The sequence below is a fragment of the Citrobacter sp. FP75 genome, assembly GCF_018342065.1.
Classification (GTDB): domain Bacteria; phylum Pseudomonadota; class Gammaproteobacteria; order Enterobacterales; family Enterobacteriaceae; genus Citrobacter.
Genome location: NZ_JAFDOE010000001.1, coordinates 1,164,714 through 1,186,924, shown reverse-complemented (window position 1 = coordinate 1,186,924; position 22,211 = coordinate 1,164,714). Strand labels below are relative to the sequence as shown.

Sequence of the window (22,211 nt, the reverse complement as noted above, 5' to 3'; positions counted from 1 at the left end):
TTCCTTATACAGCCCATAAGTGGATATCCGCAAATAGCGTTTGCCGTGTTAACTGTTGATGGCATAAACTAACCCCGACGTTAACTATATGTAAACAGGAAGATAACCATGTCACAAACCGTTCATTTCCAGGGCAACCCGGTTGCCGTTGCCGGCTCCATTCCTCAGGCGGGTAGCAAAGCGCAGGCTTTTACCCTTGTGGCTAAAGATCTGTCTGACGTTACGCTGGGCCAGTTTGCCGGTAAGCGCAAAGTGCTGAATATTTTCCCAAGCATCGATACCGGCGTATGTGCGGCATCGGTACGTAAGTTTAACCAACTGGCGACAGAAATCGACAATACCGTCGTACTGTGCATCTCCGCCGACCTGCCATTCGCGCACTCTCGCTTTTGCGGCGCGGAAGGTCTGAGCAACGTGATCACCCTGTCCACCCTGCGTAACGCGGAATTCCTGAAAAACTACGGCGTTGAAATCGCCGAAGGCCCGCTGAAAGGCCTGGCCGCGCGTGCTGTAATGGTTATCGACGAGAATGACAACATCATTTTCAGCCAGCTAGTCAATGAAATCACCAACGAGCCGGACTACACTGCCGCTCTGGACGTACTGAAAGCCTAAGTCGCCCTGAATACAAAAATGCCTCCGAACGGAGGCATTTTCATTTACATCATTACTCTTCGCTTTTTTTCTGCTGGCTCAGGCCATACTCACGTAATTTGTTGGCGATCGCGGTATGAGAAACACCAAGCCGTTTAGCCAGTTTGCGCGTGCTGGGATAATTCATATACAGCTGCGTCAGCACAGAGCGTTCAAAGCGGCTGGTAATTTCATCCAGCGACCCTTCCATCACTTCTTCCCCAACAGCCACCGTCGCCGCATCATAGTCCGGCAATAAAATATCCTGCGGACGCAGCTCATAGCCTTCAAGCTGGGTTAACGCCCGGTAGATAGCATTTTTCAGCTGGCGCACGTTACCCGGCCAACCGTAGCGGGTTAGCACCGTGCTGAGATCGGCAGACAGCTTCGGACGCGGTACGCCCTGTTCGTCGGCAAAACGCGCCACAAATAGCTCGGTGAGCGGCATAATATCTTGCTGACAATCGCGCAGCGGCGGCAGATTTAGCGTCAGAACATTTAGACGATAATAGAGATCTTCACGGAACAAGCCTTTCTGCACCAGCTCCACCAGATTCTTTTGCGTCGCGCAAATCACTCGCACATCAACATGCACCTCATGATCTTCACCCACGCGGCGGAAGGTTCCGTCGTTAAGAAAACGCAGCAACTTCGTCTGCATACGCGGCGACATTTCGCCAATCTCATCCAACAGCACTGAACCGCCGTTCGCCTGCTCAAAAAAGCCTTTTTTACCTTCCGGCGCATGACCGAACAGTTCGCTTTCAACCGCATCTTCAGGGATCGACGCGCAATTCAGCGCCAGATAAGGTTTCGCCGCACGCGGGCTTGCCAGATGGCAGGCATGAGCAAACAGATCTTTACCCGTTCCGGTATTACCGGTAATCAGCAGCGGTGCACTCAGCATCGCCAGCTTACGCGCCTGCTCTACCACGTGTTTCATTTTGGCGCTGACGGCAATAATCTGGCTAAATGCGCTCAGATCCTGGGTGGTCATATTTTGCAATTGACGACCCATTCGGATGGTGGAACGCAGCATCACCACGGCACCGGTTAACATCTGTTCCTGATTTTCGCCCTGCAAATGGACGGGGGTAATTTCCATCAGGAAATTCTGTCCATTAATTACCACATGCTCGCTGTGGGAATCCTGCGGATTGCTCTCCAGCCAGCGCTGGAAGTTAAAGCCATTGATTAACTGCGCCGCCGTGTGGTTACGCATGCGATCCTGAGTGTGAGCAAAAAGCTGGCAACTTGCCGGGTTTGCCATCTCTACTTTGCTTTTCATGTCCAGGGAGAGGACCGGTTCAGGAAGCGCTTCAAGCAGCGCGCTCAGCGCCATGTGCTCGCGTTCAGAAGGCATCCAGGGCACGGTTCGCACATCCGTAACCCCAGCAATACGGCGGATTTCAGCCATCAGGCTGCTGAAGTTGGTGAACTCCAGTTCCGCAAAATTAAGGTAAATTCGCCCGATAGGGTCAATCTCGATACCGCGTAAGTCAATGCCTCGAAGCACCAGTAAATCGAGTAATTCGCGGGTCAGACCAAGTCGGTCTTCACAAAACACTTCCAGACGCATGGGAACCTTCACCTGAACAAGGGATCATATGTTAGATGATATGCCAGTATTTCATTAGCAGGAAGGATTCTGTCAACAAATATTGACAGCACGCTGGAAAATTAGGCGCCGGGGCGTAAAGTTATACGATCGGCACCCATTTTTACTTAACTTTCTCGCGAGGTTTTATTCTTTTGTAAGGTCTCTTTCACCTGACCAATCAACTGGCGGCGAAAATCACCGAGACGCGGTTTATCATCGTCGATCCACGGAAGCGGACGGCACAGTTCCATTGCTTTAATCCCCAAACGCGCCGTTAACAGGCCGGCACCAATCCCCTGGGCAGCACGCGTGGATAAGCGAGCCGCCAGATCCTGCGACATCCAGTCCATACCCACTTCGCGAACCAGCTCACTGGCCCCGGCGAAGGCGATATTCAGCAGCACCAGACGGAACAAGCGTAAGCGGCTGTAATAACCCAATTCGATGCCGTACAGCGTCGCAATGCGGTTAATCAACCGCAGGTTCCGCCAGGCGATAAACGCCATATCCACCAGCGCCAGCGGGCTGACGGCGATCATCAACGTAGATTCCGCCGCAGAGCGGCTGATTTCGCGCCGCGCCTGCGCATCCAGCACTGGCTGTACCAGACTGGCATACAGGCTGACTACTTCACGATCATTTTGTGTTTCATGTATGGAGGCATACCAGCGCTGTAGTGCCGGATGAGACTGATCGATCCCCGCCTGCTGCGCCAGTTTTTCACAAAACGCGCGACCTTTGCCCGTTCCGTGGCTATGCAGTAAATCCCGCGCTTCGTCACGCTCGTGCGCTCGCTGGCGCAAACGCCACAGTCGACGCCACTCGGTCGCCACCGAACCCACGCCCGCACCTACGATCAGCGCCCCGGCAGCGCAGCCGCCCAACGCAACCCAGTCCTGGGTCTGCCAGGCATTCATCGTCCACTGCACACCCTGGGCGACAACGCTGACGCCAAACAATGCCAGCCCGCTCATCACCATCTTGCGCCACAGGCTTCGTTTCGGGCGTAAGGCGGCATCGATGACCGCTTCCGCCTGACCTTCATCTTCCAGCGGCTCGTCCAGCTTTGCCGGAGAAAACGTCTGTGCTTCCGTGTCGTTGAACATTTGCTGTGCTTTAAACGCCGCATTTTGTTCCACTTCCAGCGGACCTGAGAAATCGATACGCGGTTTTAACGGCTCGCTCATCGCAATTTATCTCCTATTAAAAACTCCAGCGCGGCATCAAGACGAATATGCGGTAAGGGTTTATCCACATCCATAACCTGCGGGCGAAACGCCTCAAACTGAAAGCCCTGGCTGTCCCAGAACGCTTGCCCCGGCAAGCGAGCAGGCACCTCCCCCGGATAAACGGTTAACGGCGCGCCGTCGCTCAGGCGGTTCCCGCGCAGTGCCGGGATCTTCTCACCCTTCACATCGATCAATCCGCTGGTGGTGGCCTGTACCGACGCCAGGCCCAGACAGTCCATGCTGATGCCTTCAAAGGCGGCGTTTTGCCATGCGTCCTGAATCAATTGCTGCAGGAGCGACACCATATTGGCGTGCTGATCAACCGTCACGTGGTCGGCCTTGGTGGCGGCAAACAGTAATTTGTCGATCACCGGCGAAAACAGCCGCCGGAACAAGGTGCGCTGTCCATAATGGAAGCTTTGCATCAGCTGCGTTAACGCCAGACGCATATCATTGAACGCCTGAGGTCCGCTATTGAGCGGTTGCAGGCAGTCGACAAGAACAATCTGGCGGTCAAAGCGCAGAAAGTGATTCTTATAAAACCCCTTCACCACTTTCTCGCAGTAGTAATTGAACCGCTCGCGCAGCATACCGGCGTTGGTGTGTTTATCGGCCTGCGCCAGTTTTGATTCGCCATATGCGTCAACATCCGGCCACGGGAAAAACTGTAGCGCGGGCGCGCCCGCCATATCGCCCGGCAAAACAAAGCGCCCGGGCTGAATAAAATGCAGCCCCTGCTGCTTACACTGATGCAGATAGTCCGTCCATGCAGCGGCAATTTCTGCCAGACGATTTTCATCGGCGGGCGCTAACGGATCTAACCCCTGACTTAACTGCCGCCATTTTGCCGACCATTCTGCCCGCTGGCCCTGTAATAACCCGGTCATTTGCCGCGACCAGCTCAGGTAATCCTGCGCCAGCATCGGTAAGTCGAGCAGCCATTCACCCGGATAATCGACGATTTCGAGGTATAACGTGGAGGTATCTTTAAAGTGGCGCAGCAACGAGTCATTAGACTTGTAACGCAGCGCCAGGCGAATCTCACTCACGCCGCGCGTCGGCGTCGGCCAGGTCGGCGGAGAGCCATACAGCTGGGCCAGTCCTTCATCATAGGTAAAGCGCGGAATACCAAAATCACGTTGTGGAACCCGTTTAACGCCGAGCAGGCGCTCTTCGCGCACGCAGCTGAGCAGCGGCAAACGAGCACCGGCATGAATATTGAGTAACTGGTTTACCATGGCGGTGATAAACGCCGTCTTACCACTGCGGCTAAGCCCGGTGACGGCCAGACGCAGATGCCTGTCCACGCCACGATTAACCAGCGAATTGAGTTCATTTTTAAGTCGCTTCATCGCCATCCCGTTATGCTGAAGGAACCATAGAAATTATAACAAACAGGAAGTAAAGATGGGGGGCAATTCTTATTTATCAACTACCTGAAATATTTCAGGCGACATGATTAATGCCGCCTGTATCAGAAGGAAATCACGCGGATTATTTCGTCTCTACTTTCGGAAGGTCAATGCTGTTGATCCCCCCTTCGTTCGTCACCTGCGTGTATCCCATCTCGGTAAGCATATCTTTTGCCTGTCCCGATTGCCGCCCAGAGTTACAGTACAACTTCACGGTGTCGGTCTTATCCGGAACCTCAGATGCGATTTGCGCTTTGAGATCCTTCAAGGGAATGTTGACGGCCCCCTGAATATGCTCCTGCTGGTATTGCTCAGGTACGCGGACATCTATCCAGTGTTCCGCGGCAAAAACCGGCATACCTATGAGCAACGCTAGCGCAAATACCCCTTTTCTCAACATAATATCTTCCTGACTGTCACTGAATGGAGAAGAGACTATACGCCAGATCTTAAGAAAATATTGCGATCGCATTATCATCGTATGAGCCAGCAGAGTACATTGCTACCTGGGCGAATTTGTGGGCCAGATACTCTTTGGTTTTGCGGTCAACCCTCTGAGATTGTTGTCATTCAGCAATTAACTCCATAATATGTGCGCCATTGACTCTCGGACGGAGCTTGGGATCTATGTCTCCTACCATTTATGATATTGCACGTGCCGCTGGCGTATCAAAATCCACGGTGTCGCGCGTGCTGAATAAGCAAACTAATATCTCGCCTGAAGCGAAAGAAAAAGTCCTGCGCGCAATTGATGAATTACAATATCAGCCCAATAAGCTGGCGCGTGCACTCACCTCCTCCGGGTTTGACGCAATAATGGTGATCTCCACCCGCTCTGCAAAAACAACTGCCGGTAACCCATTCTTCTCTGAAGTGCTGCATGCGATTACCGCCAAAGCGGAAGAAGTTGGTTTTGATGTCATATTACAGACGTCACGCAGCACCGAAGACGACTTACAGAAATGTGAAAGTAAAATTAAGCAAAAATTGATCAAAGGTATCATTATGCTGAGCTCTCCGGCTGATGAATCATTTTTTGCAAGACTGGATAAATACAACGTCCCAGTCGTGGTGATTGGTAAAGTAGAAGGTGAATATTCCAATGTCTACTCTGTCGACACCGACAACTTCGGCGACAGTATTACGCTGACAAATGCGCTCATTGAAAGTGGTCACCGTAATATTGCCTGCTTGCACGCGCCGCTTGACGTTCATGTTTCCATTGATCGCGTTAACGGTTATATAGCCAGTCTGCAAGAACATAATATTGAAGTCCGCGACGAATGGATTATTGATGGAGGCTATACCCATGAAACGGCCCTACTCGCGTCGCAGAAATTACTTAGCCAGCAACCGTTGCCCGATGCAGTATTTGCAACTGACAGTTTAAAATTAATGAGTTTATATCGCGTGGCGGCTGAGAAAAACATCAAAATACCGCAGAAACTGGCCGTTGTGGGCTACAGTAATGAATTGTTATCTTTTATGCTAACGCCGGTTCCGGGGGGGATTGATGTCCCCACGCAACAATTAGGTGAACAAAGCTGTCATTTACTCTTCAATCTGATTGCCGGGGAAAAAGGGCTTCAGGACATTACAGTCAGTACGCAAATATCACTCACTGAATCGCTTGTGTAAAAACTGGGGCATCATGATGCCCCAGTTCGTTTTAGAATGCGTAGTTGACGCCAATACCCGCATAATGGAATTTGTCACTCTCGCCTTCGTCATGGTTTTCCCATTCATAGGCATATTCCAACGACATCGAAATACCATTCTGGAAATCATACGCATACAGCAAACCAAGTCGATTGAAATCGTGGCCTTCACGTTCCATATCATCCTGCCAGTCCCAGTTAGACCAACGGTCGAGGCCCAGTCGGGTGTACGGTGTCAGAGTGGTATTGCCGAATGACAGAGGTAAATAGGCACGGATTTCCTGGGTGGAAAACTCACCATTATTACGTGACTTATCCATATTGAAACCGCGCTCAAGATAATAATTTACCGTCAGCCCCACCGTTTCGTTAAAGGTATAATTCAACCCACTTTCACTTTCAACACGGCTGTCTGAGTAACCCGTAGTGCTTAAATCATTGACGAACTGGTACATCGCCAGCCATCCACTGAAACGCAAATCATCGGTAAGTTTAACATCCCAATCCGGCTGCACTTTCCAGCGCTGCATATTAGCGGTGTCTTTACCAGGTTCATCGACATAGTGATAACCGTAATTACGAAAACCGCCGGTCAAACCGAAATTCAGGTCATCGCTTTCAAGGAATTGATAACGAACTTCCAGTTCCGGGCGATCAAACCAGGTACCGCGTTTACCCTCGCTATAATCAACCGGCCCTTCCTGATAATAGGCTATGGATATTTTCCACGGACCGTTTGCCGCATTGAAATACACGGACGGTTCGGCCAGACCATCCATATCTTCGCCAGATCCTTCGACATTTTCAATTTCATACATGGCACCAATATTAAAATGCCAGTCATTGTTTTCTGCAGCCTGCGCGCAGGCCATTCCTGCGCACATGACCAGCGCAGTAGAGGTCAGTAAGGTTTTCATTTTTATTCCTTGTTAAAATACTTTTAAAAATGCACCAAGCTTTGGGGGATATTCATCCCCCAATTATTATTTAATTGCGATTTCGGTTTCAGCATCAAAGAAATGGCATTTATCCATATCAAAGTGAATGGTGATGTTTTCTCCTGCGTGATAATCATTCATAGCCCCGGCACGGACCACCAACTCATGCCCCCCAACAACGGTATAAAGCATAAATTCCGCGCCGGTTAATTCCGCTACGCTAATTTTTGCCGATATGCTGTTTTCATTATATATTTGCGGATGAATATCTTCCGGGCGTATTCCCAGCGTGACGGCCTGATGTTCATAGCCCTGCGCTTTTAATACATCTAATTTATCTTGCGGAATTGTTAACTTCAGCGTTTCTGTCACAAATTTATCGCCATCGAGCGCACCACGAATAAAATTCATGGCTGGCGAACCAATAAACCCGGCCACAAACATATTGGCTGGGTGGTTATATACCGTTTTTGGCGCGCCAACCTGTTGAACAATACCGTCTTTCATAATCACAATCCGCGTCGCCATCGTCATGGCTTCGGTTTGATCATGGGTGACATAAATCATGGTGGTATTGAGTTTCTGATGCAGTTTACTGATTTCCGCCCGCATCTGAACGCGCAGTTTGGCATCGAGGTTGGATAAGGGCTCATCCATCAGGAAGACCCCTGCTTCACGAACAATCGCACGCCCGAGTGCCACACGCTGGCGCTGTCCTCCTGATAACGCGCCCGGTTTACGCTTCAGGTAATCGCGCAGTCCAAGGATCTGCGCCGCCCAGTTGACGCGCTCCTCAATGACAGCCGGGTCAATCTTCTGCATTTTCAGGCCAAACGCCATGTTGTCATAGACGGTCATGTGCGGGTATAACGCGTAGTTCTGAAAAACCATGGCGATATTGCGTGACTTTGCCGGCACATCGTTCATCCGCTTACCGTCAATCAGCAGATCGCCACCGCTGATCTCTTCCAGTCCGGCGATCATACGCAGCGTCGTTGACTTCCCACAGCCAGAAGGGCCAACAAAAACAATGAATTCTTTATCTTCAATTTCCAGATTAAAGTCTTTAACGACGTGCACCTGGTTATCGTATATTTTTTGAATATGTTGCAACGAAAGCTGTGCCATGTTGAATCCTTTACTTGTCGTGTTGCCAGAAAGCCGATAAGCACGGCCACGTCAGAAGTTCGGTCGAAGAGAGTTGCATACTTGCCCCGGTCAGGCCCGTACCAATGCCAACGGAGAGCATGCCGCAAGCATTGATAGCATCAATGCCCGCCTGTGCATCCTCGATGCCAATGCACTGCTGCGGATCAACACCGAGACCAGCACAGGCCGCGAGAAAAATCTCCGGATCGGGTTTAGAGCGGCCGATCAGTGCCGCATCCGCACAAAAATCAAAATAGTGGCTAATATCCAGCGCCTGCAAAATAGCAGGCGCGTTAAGCGACACTGACGCTAATCCCACAGGAATCTGCATTTCCCGCAGCGTAACCAGCAGCTCGCGAATTCCCGGCAACACGGAGTTGACCGTTAACTGGCGCAAAGAATGGACATACAGACGGTTTTTTCTCTCGGCCAATTGTGCGCAAGCCTCAGGCGTAAACTCCCCTGCTTTCCCGCCATGTTGCAAAATACGTTGCAGTGATTCACCGCGACTGATCCCTTTCAGCGTGTCATTAAAGGCTTCATCAATCATGATCCCAACGTCGTTAGCAATATGTTGCCAGGCGAGAAAATGCAGGTGCGCGGTGTCGGTAATCACCCCATCTAAATCGAAAATAACGGCCTGCGGGTTGAGTTTCATTTATCGTCCTTCTTTGTGGTAGCGGTCCCATTCGCCGATGTAATAAATCCGTCGTAACTGATAACGGATTCCCCCTGTAGGCAGATCTTTTCTCCCTTCACCCACAGGTGAATCTGCGCGGCGCTGGCAATACGGATCTCAGTTGCATTGAGGGTTACCTGCATGTCGATGCCCTGCCAACGCAGTGGGAAAGACAGTGCCTGCCAGTGCGCAGGTAAAACGGGATCCAAATGCAACTCACCATGACGGACGCTGACTCCCGCGAATCCCTGAATAGCGCCCAACCAGATAGCCCCCGTTGCCGCCGCATGAATGCCGTCATCACAGCTATGCGGATCGTCCCCAAGATCGATAAGCGATCCTTCTTTCCAGAACCGATAGCCCTGCGTGGGATCGCCACAACGCGCCGCCACTATGCCGTGGATGGCTTTACTCAAAGAGGAATCATGAATCGTGCGCGGCTCGTAAAAACGCAGGTTCGCCAGACAGGTTTGCGGGCTGAATTGCTCCGGCAGCATGTAAGTCAGCATCACCACGTCAGCCTGCTTGAGAATTTGCATCTCGTTGACTTCTGCACGGGAATAATCGAGCAAAATCGTCTGCTTGCCGGCGTTGGCTTTGTACTGAGACAGATCGATAGCCGGTTTACTCAGGAACGAATCATCCTGAGGCAGTACGCCATCGGGCTGAACGTCCGGCCGCCAGAGATGCTGCAAAAAGTGTTCTGCACGGTGAATAAACGTTTCATCGCTACAACCCAGTCGACGAGCGAAACTCAGCGCCTGTTCCACGTTGTACCAGGCCATGTAGTTGGTGAACGCATTGTTGTTCACATGCTCTGTGTATTCATCCGGGCCAATAACATCGTGGATCTCTAAGCGCTCATTCACCATGATCGCCCTGCTTACCCAGAACTTCGCTGTTTCCAGTAGCAGCGTCATTCCCTCACTGGACATGAAGTCCTTGTCCCCGGTGGCATGCCAGTAATTGATCACCGCCCAGGCAATATCCGCCACGAGGTGGTGCTCAGCCTGTGCGGAGGCCACTTTCTGTCGCAGTCCGGTGCGGATGTTGATCGCCGCAAACTCTGGCGTTTCCTCTTCACCGCTGCGCGCACTCTCCCAGGGAAACAGCGCGCCCAGCCAGCCGTTGCGGCGGGCTTTTTCGCGTGCGCCCGGCAGATTATGCCAGCGGTAACGTAATAAACTTCTCGCGATGTTCGGTTCAGTGAATAGATGAAACGGTAACAGGAAAACTTCGGTATCCCAGAATATATGGCCTTTATACCCTTCCCCCGTCAGCCCCTTTGCCGCAATACTGCTACGTTCATCGTGACCTGGGGTCATCACTCGCAGATGATACAGCGCATAATCCAGCGCTCGCTGATCGCTCCCATCCAGGCTCGTGACCTGAACGCGGCGGCTTTGCCACCAGTCATGCCAGTTGGCGGTTGACTCCGCCAGCAGTGCGTCATAGCCCTGCTGTGCACATACTTCCAGGTTGCGCAGCGACTGACGCCCCCAGGTTTCAAGCGACAAGTTGCGTTCGATCGCCCAGTCAACCCGGCAAATTTTCGTCAGCGTGACGCGCTGTCCGGCTTTCGCGTGAATGGTATTGTGCTGTAACAACCGACGCTCTTTCGCGGTGAAGCAACGCTGTGCCGCACCGTCTACATCACAATACGCGGTGATGGCGATATCGTTGCGATTGTCCTGGGTCGTGTAAATGCCTTGCAAAAGATGCTGACCAAAAACCCGGACCTGCGTTTCATCCAAATGCTGGCGACCATGATTGGTGATCGTGGCATCAATACCAGTCGAAATGCCAATGCTGGCATCGGCATCCAGCGGCATAACGACGACTTCCATAGCAAACAGCGGCAGTTGCTGTGCAGAAGCAAAGCGCCTGCTTTCGATGGCGAAACGCGCACCACCCGGCGCACGCCAGACCAGCGCACGGCGTAATTCCCCGCTGGCAAAATCCAGTTCACGATGCCAGCTCTCAATAACGCCGCTGTTTAGCGTGAAAATCTCGCCATTGAGCACGATCTCCACACCGACCACATCAGGCAAATTGACCAGTTCATTAATTTCGCTTTTACCCGCCCGATGATACAACCCCGCAAGATACATGCCACGAGTCTGTAAGGTATAGGCTTCTTCGTGGCTGGCGCGAATCCCCATGTAACCATTGCCGATCGTCATGAGTGACGCGAATTTATTCAAACTGTGTGGGCAAAAAGTCGGTTCGGTTAACGTTACTGGCTTCATCATAATTCCACAGACATCCCTTTCTCAGCCGACTCGTAAAGCGCCGCCACCAATTGTTGAATAACGACGCCCTGCTCTGCGTCAGCAATAGCGACAGGCTCGCCCAGAACATGATTCACGAAGGCTTCCATGCTGCGATAATGACGATTGTCATCGGCTATTTCTCGCTGGAGTAAAACGTCCAGCGTCCCATCACGATCGGTATAAACCTGCGCCGGGAACAGTGTTGCCCCCGCAAGATCGCCACAAAAATTCACGTTCATGACGGATTGTTCTGGAATATTCAGCGCAAAAGAGGTTTCCAGGCGCAGGATACCGCCGTTATGAAATTCAATCGTGCCAAATAATGAATCCTCAACGGTATACGTTGCGGGATCCCATTCCCCAAACTGGCCGCTGTTCTTACGCGTACCAATGCGTTGATAGCTGTGTGCGCTAACGCGTTTTACCGCCGGAAACCCCAGTACATACATGGCGGCATCAAGCATATGGATACCGATATCAATCAGCGGTCCGCCGCCCTGTAATTCCTTGTTGGTAAAAACTCCCCAGCCGGGTACACCGCAGCGACGCAATGCGCGGGCATTGGTGACATAAATTTCACCCAGCACGCCGCTCATTACCTGCTCACGTAAGATTTGTGTATCCAGTGCGAAACGATGATGAAAATCATAAGCCAGCACTTTCCCCATCCGACGCGCCGTTTTACACATTTCCAGCGCTTCGTCTGGCGTCATTGCCGGGGGTTTCTCGCACATCACATGACACCCGGCGTTCAACGCCAGCAGCGTGTGTTCATAATGGAAGCGATTGGGTGAACAGATGCTGACGATATCTGGCTTAGCGTCGCGTAACATCGTCTGAGGATCGTCCCAAACCTGCGGATTGCCGTATTTCTCTGCAAGCCCCTGAGCCTGTGACAGGCGGCTGTCGCAGACAGCCACCAGTTCCAGATCGTTGCGGGTGCAGTAGTACGAAGCATGAACTTTATCCGCCACCTGCCCGGCACCAATAATGGCGACGCGAAGCGGAGAGCTTGTCATTGCACTTTTCACGGAAATCCTCTTAACAGGTTCGCAGCCAGGCCAGCGACCGACGGTAAGCATCCGGCAGGTTCTCTGCCCGTACGCGCCCTTCGTACACCACGTATCCCTGGTAATTATCTTCACGCAGTTGGTCAAACAGCGCGGCAAAATTCAGCGTACCGGTCCCTGGCTGGTAGCGATGATTATCGGCGATATGCACATGCCCCAGCAGATCGCGGTTATCGTGCAGTGCCTGTGCTATATCATCTTCTTCGATGTTCATATGGTAAAAATCACCGATGATTTGCACATGCTTCAGGTTGTTTTCCACGATATAACGCCGGGCATCAGCCAGGGTATTAATCATATGGTCCTGATAGCGGTTGAGCGGCTCCAGATACACCACCGTTCCGGTGCGTTCTGCTACTTTATCGAGATATATCAGCGAATCACTTACCATTTTGCGATCGCCTTCCAGGCTACGCGGCGAGGTCATCGGCGGTAAGCGAAAGGTAAACATGCCCCATGCAGCCGGAACAACAATGCCTTTACCACCCACTTCCGCCAGTGCTTCCAGGATGCGGGTGATCTGCTGTAAACCGTTCAGGCGGCGCTCTTCAATAAAATCACCGATCCAACCGTCGTAACCACCGCAGGCTGTGGTCACGGGCAGACCCGTTTCTTTGATAGCCGCTTTAACTTCCTCAAGATTATTGACCAGCAATTTGCCGTCAATTTCAAAACCGTCAAACCCCATCTCTTTGATGTAACGGAATTTCTCAAGAATATTTTCGGGGAAAAAAGCCTGGTTCTGTGTTCCAATTTTCATTTTCTGTATTCCTTAATTAAAACGTCACGCCCATTTTGATGCTCTTTTCCGGGTGGTGGTCGACATACTGCATATAGCTTTCCGGGCTGCTGGCAAAGGTCACTACCGGATCAATCAGCTCTTCACAGTTCAGATAACCGTTCATCAGCAGTTCCCAGCAGGTCTCCTCAATACGCTTGCGGCTCCAGCGCGGATAATCAGGATTAGGTTCACTGCAGGCGCGAGAGAAGACGATTTTGGCATTGTTGAAATGCGCTTCACGGCCCAGGTTGAAGCCTTCTGCAAAAGGCTTAGCAAACGCGACATAGGAGAGCGTTCCACCATAGGCCAGGCCGCGTAACGCTGATTGCAGCGCATCCGCATACCCGCTGGTTTCGATAATTACATCTGCGCCCTGCTTGCCGGTCAGCGTTTTGATCTCTTTACCCACGTCCGTGCCAATCGGGTTAAGACAGAAATCCGCCCCATGACGACGGGCAATGTCACAGCGATGCGCAATAGGATCGACGCCAATCACGACCGACGCGCCCGCTTTCTTCGCCAGCTGCACCGCGATCTGACCAATCGCCCCTAACCCCACGATGACCACAAAATCGCCCACGCGCACATTGGCATCACGCACACCGCTCATGGCGAACTGTGCCGGGTCATAGCACACGGCATTTTTCCACGAACTGCCTTCCGGCATTTTGCGCAGTTTGTAGTTGTTCACCGCGTTAAAGATAACCGTCTCAGCCAGCGGGCCGTAGCCGCAAACAGAGTCGCCCACGGCGTAATCGGTCACATCGCTGCCGCATTCAATAACATCGCCCACCACCATGTTGCCAAGCTGGAATTTGCCAAATTCAATGCCGCGCGGCGCACTTTCCGGACGCGGCATAAACATTTGCCACTCGGCGTTGAAATCTTCATCGATAAACGGGCTGGCAGCGCGGAAATCAACCACTTCGGTGCCATGTTTTGGGGCGCCAAAGCGGACACGGACTTTCACTTCATGGGCTGCAACCGCGCGATCTTCATATTCCACCAATGCCGCGACGCGCGGTTCTGTGGCAACTAACTTTTTCATTTACAACTCCTTAATTAAACTGGCCGCTTAGCCTTTCACGCCACCTGCGGTCAAACCACTCTTAATAAAACGTTCGGAAAGTGCATACATAATGACGACCGGCAATGCAGTCACTAACGACGCGGCCATCATGCGCCCCCAGATATAGTCAGGGGTGCTGAACAGCGCGTTCAGACCAACCGGTAAGGTGAAATTGCTGGCACTGGAGAGAAAAATCGACGCAAAAAGATAGTCATTCCATGCCACCATAAAGCAGTAAACAAACACCGAAACCAGCCCGGACATCGCCAGCGGCACGGTAATGCGAAAGATGATTTGCAGACGATTCAAACCATCCATCATCGCCGCTTCTTCAATTTCATCCGGGATCGTGTCGAAGTAACTCTTCAGCATGAACACAGCCGTCGGTAGCGTCTGGGTGACCATGGTGATAATCAACGCCATTTCGGTGTCATAGATCCCGAGCGCGGTAATGATTTTGAACAATGGCACCACCAGCAGGATCCCGGAGAACATGTACACCGTGTAAAAGCTGGCGTTGATGGTCATCCGTCCTTTAAAACGCAAGCGCGACAAGGCGTAAGCGCCGAGGATCCCAAGAAAAACGGCCACCACCGATGAGGTTACCGACACCACCAGGCTATTACGGAAGTAATCAACAAACGGGAAGATCATCGGGTTAAAGATGTCGATGTAATGTTCCAGCGTCCATTGCTGTGGTAGCAGCGTGGGATGTAACGAAATCGCCTCTTTCGCGCTTTTAAATGAGGTCATCAGCATCACAAAGAAGGGAAATAGCGTGATGACCAAAAAGACGGCTAATCCACAGTAAAAGCCAATGCGGCCAAGCGTGCGCTTATTTGTTGCCATTGAGGTTCACCCGTTTTCTGGTCAGCAGGATCACAGCGAAAATAATGACGAAGAGGACCACAGAGATCGCTGCTGCTTTACCTAAGTCGTTAAATGCAAACGCTGTTTTATAGAGATACACCCCGAGAATATCGACTTTGGTGGTCAGTAGATAAACGTCGGCAAACATGTAGAACATCCAGATGGTACGTAGCGTAACCACGGTCGCCAGCACCGGCATAATCGCGGGCAGCGTGACGATGCGAAACCGTTGCCAGGCGTTCGCGCCGTCCATTTCCGCAGCTTCGTACAGTGATTTGTCGATCGTCTGCAAAATGGCCAGAAACGAGATAAACGCATACGGGAAGTAGCGCCAGATGGCGAACAACACGACCAGGGCAAAACTGCTGCCGGGATTGTCGAACCACAGCGGCGCCTGATCGTAGAGATGCAGCAGATCGACGCCGAGGTAGTTCACAATGCCGTAGCCGTTGTTGAACATGTACTTCCAGGCAAACACCAGCGAAATGGATGGCGTCACGTAAGAGAGGATCACCAGTGAACGCGCCGTTTTGCGCAGGCGAAACTCGCGGTTAAAGAACATCGCCACGCCCAGCCCCAGCGCCGTGCTTCCCGCCACCACCAGCGCGGTATACCAGACCGTCATCCACAACGAATGCCAGAACCCGGGATCGGACAGGATTCGGATGTAGTTGCTCAGACCGACAAACGTGGATTCAATTTGTGGATTGAGCGGCAGGCGCATAAAGCTTATTTCGATGTTAGAAATCATCGGCCATGCCACTAAACCACCCAGTAAAAGCAAACTGGGCGCCAACAGCAGCATGGCGAATGGCATATCAGAACGGCCTGAAAAAAACTTATTCATCACGGCTTTCCACTTCCCCATCAGCGCTGTTCAACGAGGTCATCCAGTTTTATCTGGCTGGCCTTGATAGTCGTTGAAAGATCGGCTTTTCCTACCGTGACGTTATGCACCATGGTACTGACAACACCGGAGCCGGTAACATCGCCCATGCGGGTAAAGTTTTTATCGCCTACAGCACCAAACACCTGAATATTTGGCAGTTCGGCAATCAACTGATTAGGCAATTCACCCAACGCATTAATTACATCGTTGTCTTTCCATGTCGCCGTATTCACCACGGCTTTATTCACCGGTAAGGCCGCGCCGGGAGACATCATGACCCAGTCAGCAATGTTGTCGGCCTGCTCCATAAAGGTGACAAACTTTTCCGCCGCTTCTGTCTCTTCCGTTTTCTGACCCGCAGTAATAGTGAGCGATGTCAGCATGCCGTATACCGCGGATGTTTTTTCCGTCGGCACCACAAAGCCAATATTTTGGGGATCACCCTCTTTAATAATTGCAGGCAGAATGTAGGTGGAATAAATAGCCATCGGCGCCGTACCGTTCATGAAAGCGTCTTTAACTTCCATAATGTCGTTAGAGCCTGGCATCGTGTTCATTGCGAGCTGGCGGTAATATTGCAGCGCCTGTGTCATCTCTGGGGTATCAAGCGTTATCTTTCCCTGCCCATCAAATACGTTGGCCTGGTTAGACAGCGCGAACTGAGAGAAAGACTGTTCGGTCAAAACGCTTTCCGCCGTTGGCAGCGCAATACCATATTTCTTGTTGGCTGGATCGTTTAATTTTTGTGCCACATCCACCAGTTGCTGCCAGTTTGTCGGCTCTTGCAAACCGGCTTTTGCCAGCACGTCTTTGCGATACCAGATCCCGCCAATCCACGCACTGACCGGAACCCCGGTCCACGCGGTACCATCTTCGGTGCGCACAATACGCAGCACACCGTCATAAAAAGCCCCTTCCCCCACGCTGTTGATTACCTTATCGACAGCGTTGCGATCAATCAGCGACTCTTTATCCATAACTTTGGCGTAGTCATGGCTGGTTTCAATCACCTCAGGTAGCGAACCACTACGCGCCAGAGTTATCACTTTGGTGTTATAGGCATCCTCTTCGACAGGCACCTGTTTGACGGTGATGCCAGGGTTCTCTTTTTCAAAGCGCTCAATCAGTTTCGCAATGACCGCCTGTCGCTCCTGTTCTACCGAAGAGTGCATAAATTCAATAGCGACCGAGGATTTATCATCATCTTTGCACCCTGATATCAAGGCGCAGGACACCAGTGCTGATAACAGCACAATTTTTGTTTTAAGCATGAAATATTCCTTGTTATCTTTTAACCCACATAACCTGCCAGGCGTGTAGTGTTAATTCCCCAGCCGAAACATTAATTTCACCAATCAAATCAAATCCATTTTCAATATCAATCTTAATGGTTTGAGGTTGGTCACTAACATTAAATAAACAGATAATTTCTTCGCCCGTTTCTGCCGTGCGTTTAATTTGCATCACGGTCGGCGTAATACTATTAACATCAAAATTACTATCAGGGTGAAAGGCTTTATTACTGCGTCGCAAAACGATTAATCGGGATAACTCATGATAAATAGCGTGACGTAAACTGGTTTCATCTGCCAGTTCCGTGCCTATTTGTCTTATCTGATATTTTTTGCGGTTAATTGCCCGATTGTATCCCAGTTCTTCCACGTTCTTGTAATCATTACGTGAACCCAGAATACTTTGGATATAAATTGCAGGCACTCCCGGAAAACTCAGTAAAATGGCGTGCGCAAGAACAAAGCGAGCAATTCTTTCAGCATCACTGCTATTACCCGGTGTTAGCGCATCCATATATGTCACGTTAATTTCGTACGGACTGCGACTGCCATCAGGGTTATTTTTCCAGTTAACGAGCGCACCTTCCTGCTGTAGTTCCGTGACCAGTTGCAAAATTTCGTCTTCGGGTAACAGGCCCCGTAATGGATTTAGTCCTATACCGTCATGTGATGCCAAAAAATTAAACCAGGTGGTTTCGTGGGATGGCAACGTCAGTGATTGCGCCCATTGGCACAGCACCGTTGTATCCTGTCGTTGTACGGCATGAAGCACCAGCGGCGGTAGCGAGAACTGGTACACCATGTGCGCTTCATCCCGTCCATTGCCAAAGTAGGAAATATTATCCTTATGCGGAACGTTCGTTTCTGTGATGATGGCGGTACCAGGTGCTGCACAGTCAGCAATCGCGCGGAATAATTTAATTAACTGATGTGTTTTTTCCAGATGGATACAGCTGGTGCCAGGCTCTTTCCACATGAAGCCAACGGCATCCAGACGAACGTAGTCTGCACCCTGTTCAAGATAGCTCAGCAGCACGTCGACCATTGCCAGCAAAACCAACGGATTCTCGTAGTTGAGATCAATCTGGTCGTCGCTGAACGTCGTCCACAAATGACGCACCGTATTATCTTTCAGCGTAAATGGTGAGAGTAAAGGTAATGCGCGGGGACGCGTTACGTTACTCAGGTCCGTATCCGGTACCATCGCAATAAAGAAATTTTCATAACCGTCTATCTGTTGTAAATAATTATTAAACCATCCACTTTTGGCTGATATATGATTACAAACAAAATCAAACATCAGACGACTGGATTGACCTAATTGCTTAATATCTTCCCAGTCCCCTGTTTCTTCGGCAACCTGATGGTAATCAATCACTGAAAAACCATCATCCGATGACCACGGATAAAACGGTAACAAATGGACATGCGAAAATGTCGACTTAAGCCATTCATTGTAAAACTGATTAAACGTCGGGAGTGGTTTTTTGTCTGCAGCAGAAAATTGATCGGCATAGGTAATCAGAACGACATCGCTCTCATCCCAATGCGTTTTACGTGCTTTTGCAATTAATTTTTGCGACTTTTCTAAACGCGAAATCAGCGCTTCATAGTGAAGCGGCGTAAATGCTTCTCCATAGACTTCAGTCAAACATTTTTGGATTTTGTGATTCACCTTAATTTTCCGTGGTAGCGGTCCCATGAAGCAAGAGACTACTCTGGAGAAAATAAGCTGTCAATCCGGGTAGGTGTTCTGGAGGGGGGTTATAAAAGAATTTTGGCAGCCAAAAAATCGTATTTGTGAGCTGCCGCAAATTAACTGAGGGAATGTTGATTAATTGTTGCTTGCTTTTGTTGTTTCGGATATCAGGATTGATTGCCGGAATAGCGTTTCGACAATTTTGCCGCTGCCCGACTCAATAACGGTTCCAGTACCAGCGCCAGCAACATTTTCAGCGGACGGCGGGCGACGGATTTTACCGCCCATCCGGCCACGCCCGCTGGACCGTAGCGAAGTGCCGTAAAAAGAACCAGCTTGCCTGCTATTTTAAAGCCCGGCTTCACCCTCTGCCCGGCTCGTTGCCAGCGATTGTTCATCTCAATCCTCACAATTGACGAAAGCGGCTACGCAATGTGAAGGTATCTGACGTCACATAACGTTCCATTTCACGCAAACGATTTTCACTTGCCGCCAGTTCACGGTCGACGGCATCCAACAGTTCACCGCTGGACGGCTGCTGTTCACCGGTTGCCACATTGTCCGGCATCGGGTCCAGAACAAAGGTCAGTACGATATAGGCGATGAAAGTGAAAAAGGCCAGACCAAAGAAAATCGACAGTACCACCAGAATCCGTACCAGCTTCACCGGCACGTCGAGATATTGCGCGATACCTGCACAGACGCCTTTCACCATGCCCTGCTGCGGAATACGCCACAATTTTTTGTTCAGGTTAACGCCTCCCATTAGCGGTCCCTCCAGTTAGGATGTTCAGCATCCAGAATGTCTTCCAGCGTCTGAATACGCTCACGCATGCGCTGCGCTTCAGCGTTGAGTTCCACTAAACGCTGCTGTTCGCTTTGCGACAATTCGCCGCGACTGGAACGGTTGCTGTAATGCAGCCATAACCAAATCGGTAAAACAAACAGCACAAAAATGGTTAACGGGATGGCCAGAAATAGCGCGCTCATGAGTACTCCTTACAGGTGATGAGCGGCGGCGCGTTCGGGCGCCGCCAGATATTATTATTGCTTGTCTTGCTGCATTTTGGCTTTCAACTGTGCCAACTGCACGCTGATTTCATCATCCGCTTTCAGGTCGGCGAATTGCTGATCCAGCGATTTTTGCTTACCGAAGTTATGGCTTTCAGCTTCGGCTTCCATATGGTCGATACGACGCTCAAAAGACTCAAAGCGTGCCATTGCTTCATCCAGCTTACCGCTGTCCAGTTGACGGCGAACGTCACGAGAAGAACTGGCGGCCTGATGACGCAGCGTCAACGCCTGCTGACGAGCACGGGTTTCGCTGAGTTTATTCTCCAGCTCACCAATCTCTTTTTTCATACGTGACAGCGTGTCATCAACCAGCGTCACTTCATGTTCCAGAGAGGTAATCAAGTCGGTGAGCTTCTGCTTTTCAATTAAGGCAGAGCGCGCCAAATCTTCTTTCTCTTTGCGCAGCGCCAGCTCCGCTTTTTCCTGCCATTCAACCTGTTGCGCGGTAGCCTGTTCGATACGGCGGGATAACTGTTTCTTTTCCGCCAGCGCGCGCGCCGAGTTGGAACGTACCTCAACCAACGTGTCTTCCATTTCCTGAATCATTAACCGCACCAGCTTCTGCGGATCTTCAGCCTTTTCCAGCAACGCATTAATGTTGGCGTTCACGATGTCGGCAAAACGAGAAAAAATACCCATAATGTAATCCTCACTTACTGTTCTGATATCGGGCGATGCCCTGCTGCTGTGCTATTGCAGATTACATGCCAACTTTTCAATTCATTGATTATAAAAAGAATTGTTAATTTTACCTGATATCAAATTTAGGATACATTGGTGAATAACACTAACAAATGGTGAATTTCATCATGGCAGAATACAAAGACAATCTCCTCGGCGAAGCCAACAGTTTCATTGAGGTACTGGAGCAGGTTTCTCAGCTGGCGCCGCTGGATAAGCCGGTGCTGGTGATCGGTGAACGAGGAACCGGTAAAGAGCTGATCGCCAACCGCCTGCATTACCTCTCCTCGCGCTGGCAGGGGCCATTTATTTCGCTGAACTGTGCGGCGCTCAATGAAAACTTACTCGATTCAGAACTGTTCGGTCACGAAGCGGGCGCCTTTACCGGCGCACAAAAACGCCATCCCGGACGCTTTGAACGCGCCGATGGCGGGACGCTGTTTCTTGATGAACTGGCAACCGCCCCGATGTTGGTACAGGAAAAGTTACTGCGCGTGATCGAGTATGGGGAGCTGGAGCGGGTTGGCGGCAGCCAACCGCTGCAGGTCAACGTGCGTCTGGTCTGCGCAACCAACGCCGATCTACCCCAGATGGTCAGTGAAGGCACGTTTCGCGCGGATCTGCTCGACAGACTGGCCTTCGATGTGGTGCAACTCCCACCGTTAAGGGAGCGCCAAAGCGACATCATGTTAATGGCCGAGCATTTTGCCATTCAGATGTGCCGCGAGATCGGCTTACCGCTGTTTCCGGGTTTTAGCGCACAGGCCAGAGAGACACTTCTACATTACCGTTGGCCGGGCAATATTCGTGAACTGAAAAACGTCGTCGAGCGCTCCGTTTACCGCCATGGCACCAGCGAGTTTCCGTTGGATGAGGTCGTGATTGACCCTTTCAAACGTCAGGCCGTGCAGCCTCAGGCGCAGGAAAACGGACAGGCATCTGTAACATTACCGCTGGATCTGCGCGATTTTCAGCAGCAACAAGAAAAGGAATTTTTGCAAACCAGCCTGCAGCAGGCAAAGTTCAATCAGAAAAAGGCGGCTGAATTGCTCGGTCTGACCTACCACCAGCTACGCGCATTGCTCAAAAAGCATCAGATTTAGCGGTTCCTCGACACCAATCGCCCACACTTGCGCCCGTGTTATGTGGATGATATTGACTTAACGATCACCTGAAGTGAAAACGGGCACTGGCTGAAAATAAAGCAATGGTGTA

22 protein-coding genes are annotated in these 22,211 nt (G+C 51.0%); 3 read left to right on the top strand and 19 right to left on the bottom strand.

Translation table 11 applies throughout. The annotated features are described in order from the left end of the window. The first annotated feature begins 108 nt into the window (after nucleotides 1–108). Entirely contained in the window at nucleotides 109–615 is a 507-nt protein-coding gene (gene tpx, locus JQ822_RS05860) for a thiol peroxidase (RefSeq protein ID WP_213132648.1), read from the top strand. 52 nt (nucleotides 616–667) lie between these two features. On the opposite strand, the gene tyrR is transcribed toward tpx, so the two are convergent. The 4 genes from tyrR to pspE all read right to left on the bottom strand — a co-directional run bounded on the left by tyrR (nucleotide 668) and on the right by pspE (nucleotide 5,274). Next, nucleotides 668–2,212, bottom strand: a complete 1,545-nt coding sequence (gene tyrR / locus JQ822_RS05855; RefSeq protein WP_213132647.1) for a transcriptional regulator TyrR — start codon at nucleotides 2,210–2,212, stop codon at nucleotides 668–670. 146 nt (nucleotides 2,213–2,358) lie between these two features. Then, nucleotides 2,359–3,420 (bottom strand): YcjF family protein, encoded by a 1,062-nt coding sequence (locus tag JQ822_RS05850; RefSeq protein WP_213132646.1) that lies wholly within the window; start codon nucleotides 3,418–3,420, stop codon nucleotides 2,359–2,361. Further along, nucleotides 3,417–4,814 carry a YcjX family protein gene (locus JQ822_RS05845; protein ID WP_213132645.1) on the bottom strand — a complete coding sequence of 466 codons (1,398 nt, stop codon included), beginning with the start codon at nucleotides 4,812–4,814 and terminating at the stop codon, nucleotides 3,417–3,419. The genes JQ822_RS05850 and JQ822_RS05845 overlap by 4 nt, the downstream gene beginning before the upstream one ends. A gap of 142 nt (nucleotides 4,815–4,956) precedes the next feature. Continuing rightward, the gene (gene pspE, locus JQ822_RS05840) at nucleotides 4,957–5,274 is read right to left on the bottom strand and encodes a thiosulfate sulfurtransferase PspE (RefSeq protein WP_213132644.1); all 318 of its coding nucleotides are present in this window, start codon (nucleotides 5,272–5,274) and stop codon (nucleotides 4,957–4,959) included. A 227-nt stretch (nucleotides 5,275–5,501) separates the two neighbouring features. On the opposite strand from pspE, the gene JQ822_RS05835 reads away from it, so the two are divergent. Further along, nucleotides 5,502–6,512: a LacI family DNA-binding transcriptional regulator gene (locus JQ822_RS05835; protein ID WP_213132643.1), complete on the top strand. Its 1,011-nt coding sequence runs from the start codon at nucleotides 5,502–5,504 to the stop codon at nucleotides 6,510–6,512. Between the two features lie 31 nt (nucleotides 6,513–6,543). Here the strand turns inward: JQ822_RS05835 and JQ822_RS05830 are convergent, their stop codons facing one another. The 15 genes from JQ822_RS05830 to pspA form a co-directional block, all read right to left on the bottom strand. Then, nucleotides 6,544–7,449: an OmpG family monomeric porin gene (locus JQ822_RS05830; RefSeq protein ID WP_213132642.1), complete on the bottom strand. Its 906-nt coding sequence runs from the start codon at nucleotides 7,447–7,449 to the stop codon at nucleotides 6,544–6,546. Between the two features lie 66 nt (nucleotides 7,450–7,515). Beyond that, nucleotides 7,516–8,598 carry an ABC transporter ATP-binding protein gene (locus tag JQ822_RS05825; protein ID WP_213132641.1) on the bottom strand — a complete coding sequence of 361 codons (1,083 nt, stop codon included), beginning with the start codon at nucleotides 8,596–8,598 and terminating at the stop codon, nucleotides 7,516–7,518. A 10-nt stretch (nucleotides 8,599–8,608) separates the two neighbouring features. Further along, on the bottom strand, nucleotides 8,609–9,277 hold the full coding sequence (gene pgmB / locus JQ822_RS05820) for a beta-phosphoglucomutase (RefSeq protein WP_213132640.1): 669 nt from the start codon (nucleotides 9,275–9,277) through the stop codon (nucleotides 8,609–8,611). Further along, the gene (locus JQ822_RS05815; RefSeq protein ID WP_213132639.1) at nucleotides 9,274–11,550 is read right to left on the bottom strand and encodes a glycoside hydrolase family 65 protein; all 2,277 of its coding nucleotides are present in this window, start codon (nucleotides 11,548–11,550) and stop codon (nucleotides 9,274–9,276) included. The genes pgmB and JQ822_RS05815 overlap by 4 nt, the downstream gene beginning before the upstream one ends. Then, entirely contained in the window at nucleotides 11,547–12,602 is a 1,056-nt protein-coding gene (locus JQ822_RS05810; protein ID WP_213132638.1) for a Gfo/Idh/MocA family protein, read from the bottom strand. The genes JQ822_RS05815 and JQ822_RS05810 overlap by 4 nt, the downstream gene beginning before the upstream one ends. 10 nt (nucleotides 12,603–12,612) lie before the next feature. Then, nucleotides 12,613–13,401, bottom strand: coding sequence for a sugar phosphate isomerase/epimerase family protein (locus JQ822_RS05805; protein WP_213132637.1), 789 nt, complete (start codon nucleotides 13,399–13,401; stop codon nucleotides 12,613–12,615). 16 nt (nucleotides 13,402–13,417) lie between these two features. After that, nucleotides 13,418–14,470 (bottom strand): zinc-dependent alcohol dehydrogenase, encoded by a 1,053-nt coding sequence (locus JQ822_RS05800; RefSeq protein ID WP_213132636.1) that lies wholly within the window; start codon nucleotides 14,468–14,470, stop codon nucleotides 13,418–13,420. 27 nt (nucleotides 14,471–14,497) lie between these two features. Beyond that, complete coding sequence (locus JQ822_RS05795; protein WP_213132635.1) at nucleotides 14,498–15,340, bottom strand: carbohydrate ABC transporter permease; 843 nt, start codon at nucleotides 15,338–15,340, stop codon at nucleotides 14,498–14,500. Further along, a complete protein-coding gene (locus tag JQ822_RS05790; protein WP_135321967.1) occupies nucleotides 15,327–16,208 on the bottom strand; it encodes a carbohydrate ABC transporter permease in 882 nt (293 codons plus the stop codon). The genes JQ822_RS05795 and JQ822_RS05790 overlap by 14 nt, the downstream gene beginning before the upstream one ends. A 20-nt stretch (nucleotides 16,209–16,228) precedes the next feature. Then, on the bottom strand, nucleotides 16,229–17,521 hold the full coding sequence (locus tag JQ822_RS05785; RefSeq protein ID WP_213132634.1) for an ABC transporter substrate-binding protein: 1,293 nt from the start codon (nucleotides 17,519–17,521) through the stop codon (nucleotides 16,229–16,231). A 13-nt stretch (nucleotides 17,522–17,534) separates the two neighbouring features. Next, entirely contained in the window at nucleotides 17,535–19,244 is a 1,710-nt protein-coding gene (locus tag JQ822_RS05780) for a sugar phosphorylase (protein ID WP_213132633.1), read from the bottom strand. 164 nt (nucleotides 19,245–19,408) lie between these two features. After that, nucleotides 19,409–19,639, bottom strand: coding sequence for a phage shock protein PspD (gene pspD / locus JQ822_RS05775; protein ID WP_213132632.1), 231 nt, complete (start codon nucleotides 19,637–19,639; stop codon nucleotides 19,409–19,411). A gap of 8 nt (nucleotides 19,640–19,647) precedes the next feature. Further along, nucleotides 19,648–20,007 carry an envelope stress response membrane protein PspC gene (gene pspC / locus JQ822_RS05770; protein WP_213132631.1) on the bottom strand — a complete coding sequence of 120 codons (360 nt, stop codon included), beginning with the start codon at nucleotides 20,005–20,007 and terminating at the stop codon, nucleotides 19,648–19,650. Beyond that, nucleotides 20,007–20,231 (bottom strand): envelope stress response membrane protein PspB, encoded by a 225-nt coding sequence (gene pspB / locus JQ822_RS05765; protein ID WP_135321972.1) that lies wholly within the window; start codon nucleotides 20,229–20,231, stop codon nucleotides 20,007–20,009. Before pspB ends, pspC begins: the two co-directional genes overlap by 1 nt. A gap of 54 nt (nucleotides 20,232–20,285) precedes the next feature. Beyond that, the gene (pspA, locus tag JQ822_RS05760) at nucleotides 20,286–20,954 is read right to left on the bottom strand and encodes a phage shock protein PspA (RefSeq protein WP_135321973.1); all 669 of its coding nucleotides are present in this window, start codon (nucleotides 20,952–20,954) and stop codon (nucleotides 20,286–20,288) included. 155 nt (nucleotides 20,955–21,109) lie between these two features. Here pspA and pspF point away from each other — a divergent pair, with 155 nt between their 5' ends. Further along, entirely contained in the window at nucleotides 21,110–22,099 is a 990-nt protein-coding gene (gene pspF / locus JQ822_RS05755) for a phage shock protein operon transcriptional activator (protein ID WP_213132630.1), read from the top strand. Nucleotides 22,100–22,211 lie beyond the last annotated feature (112 nt).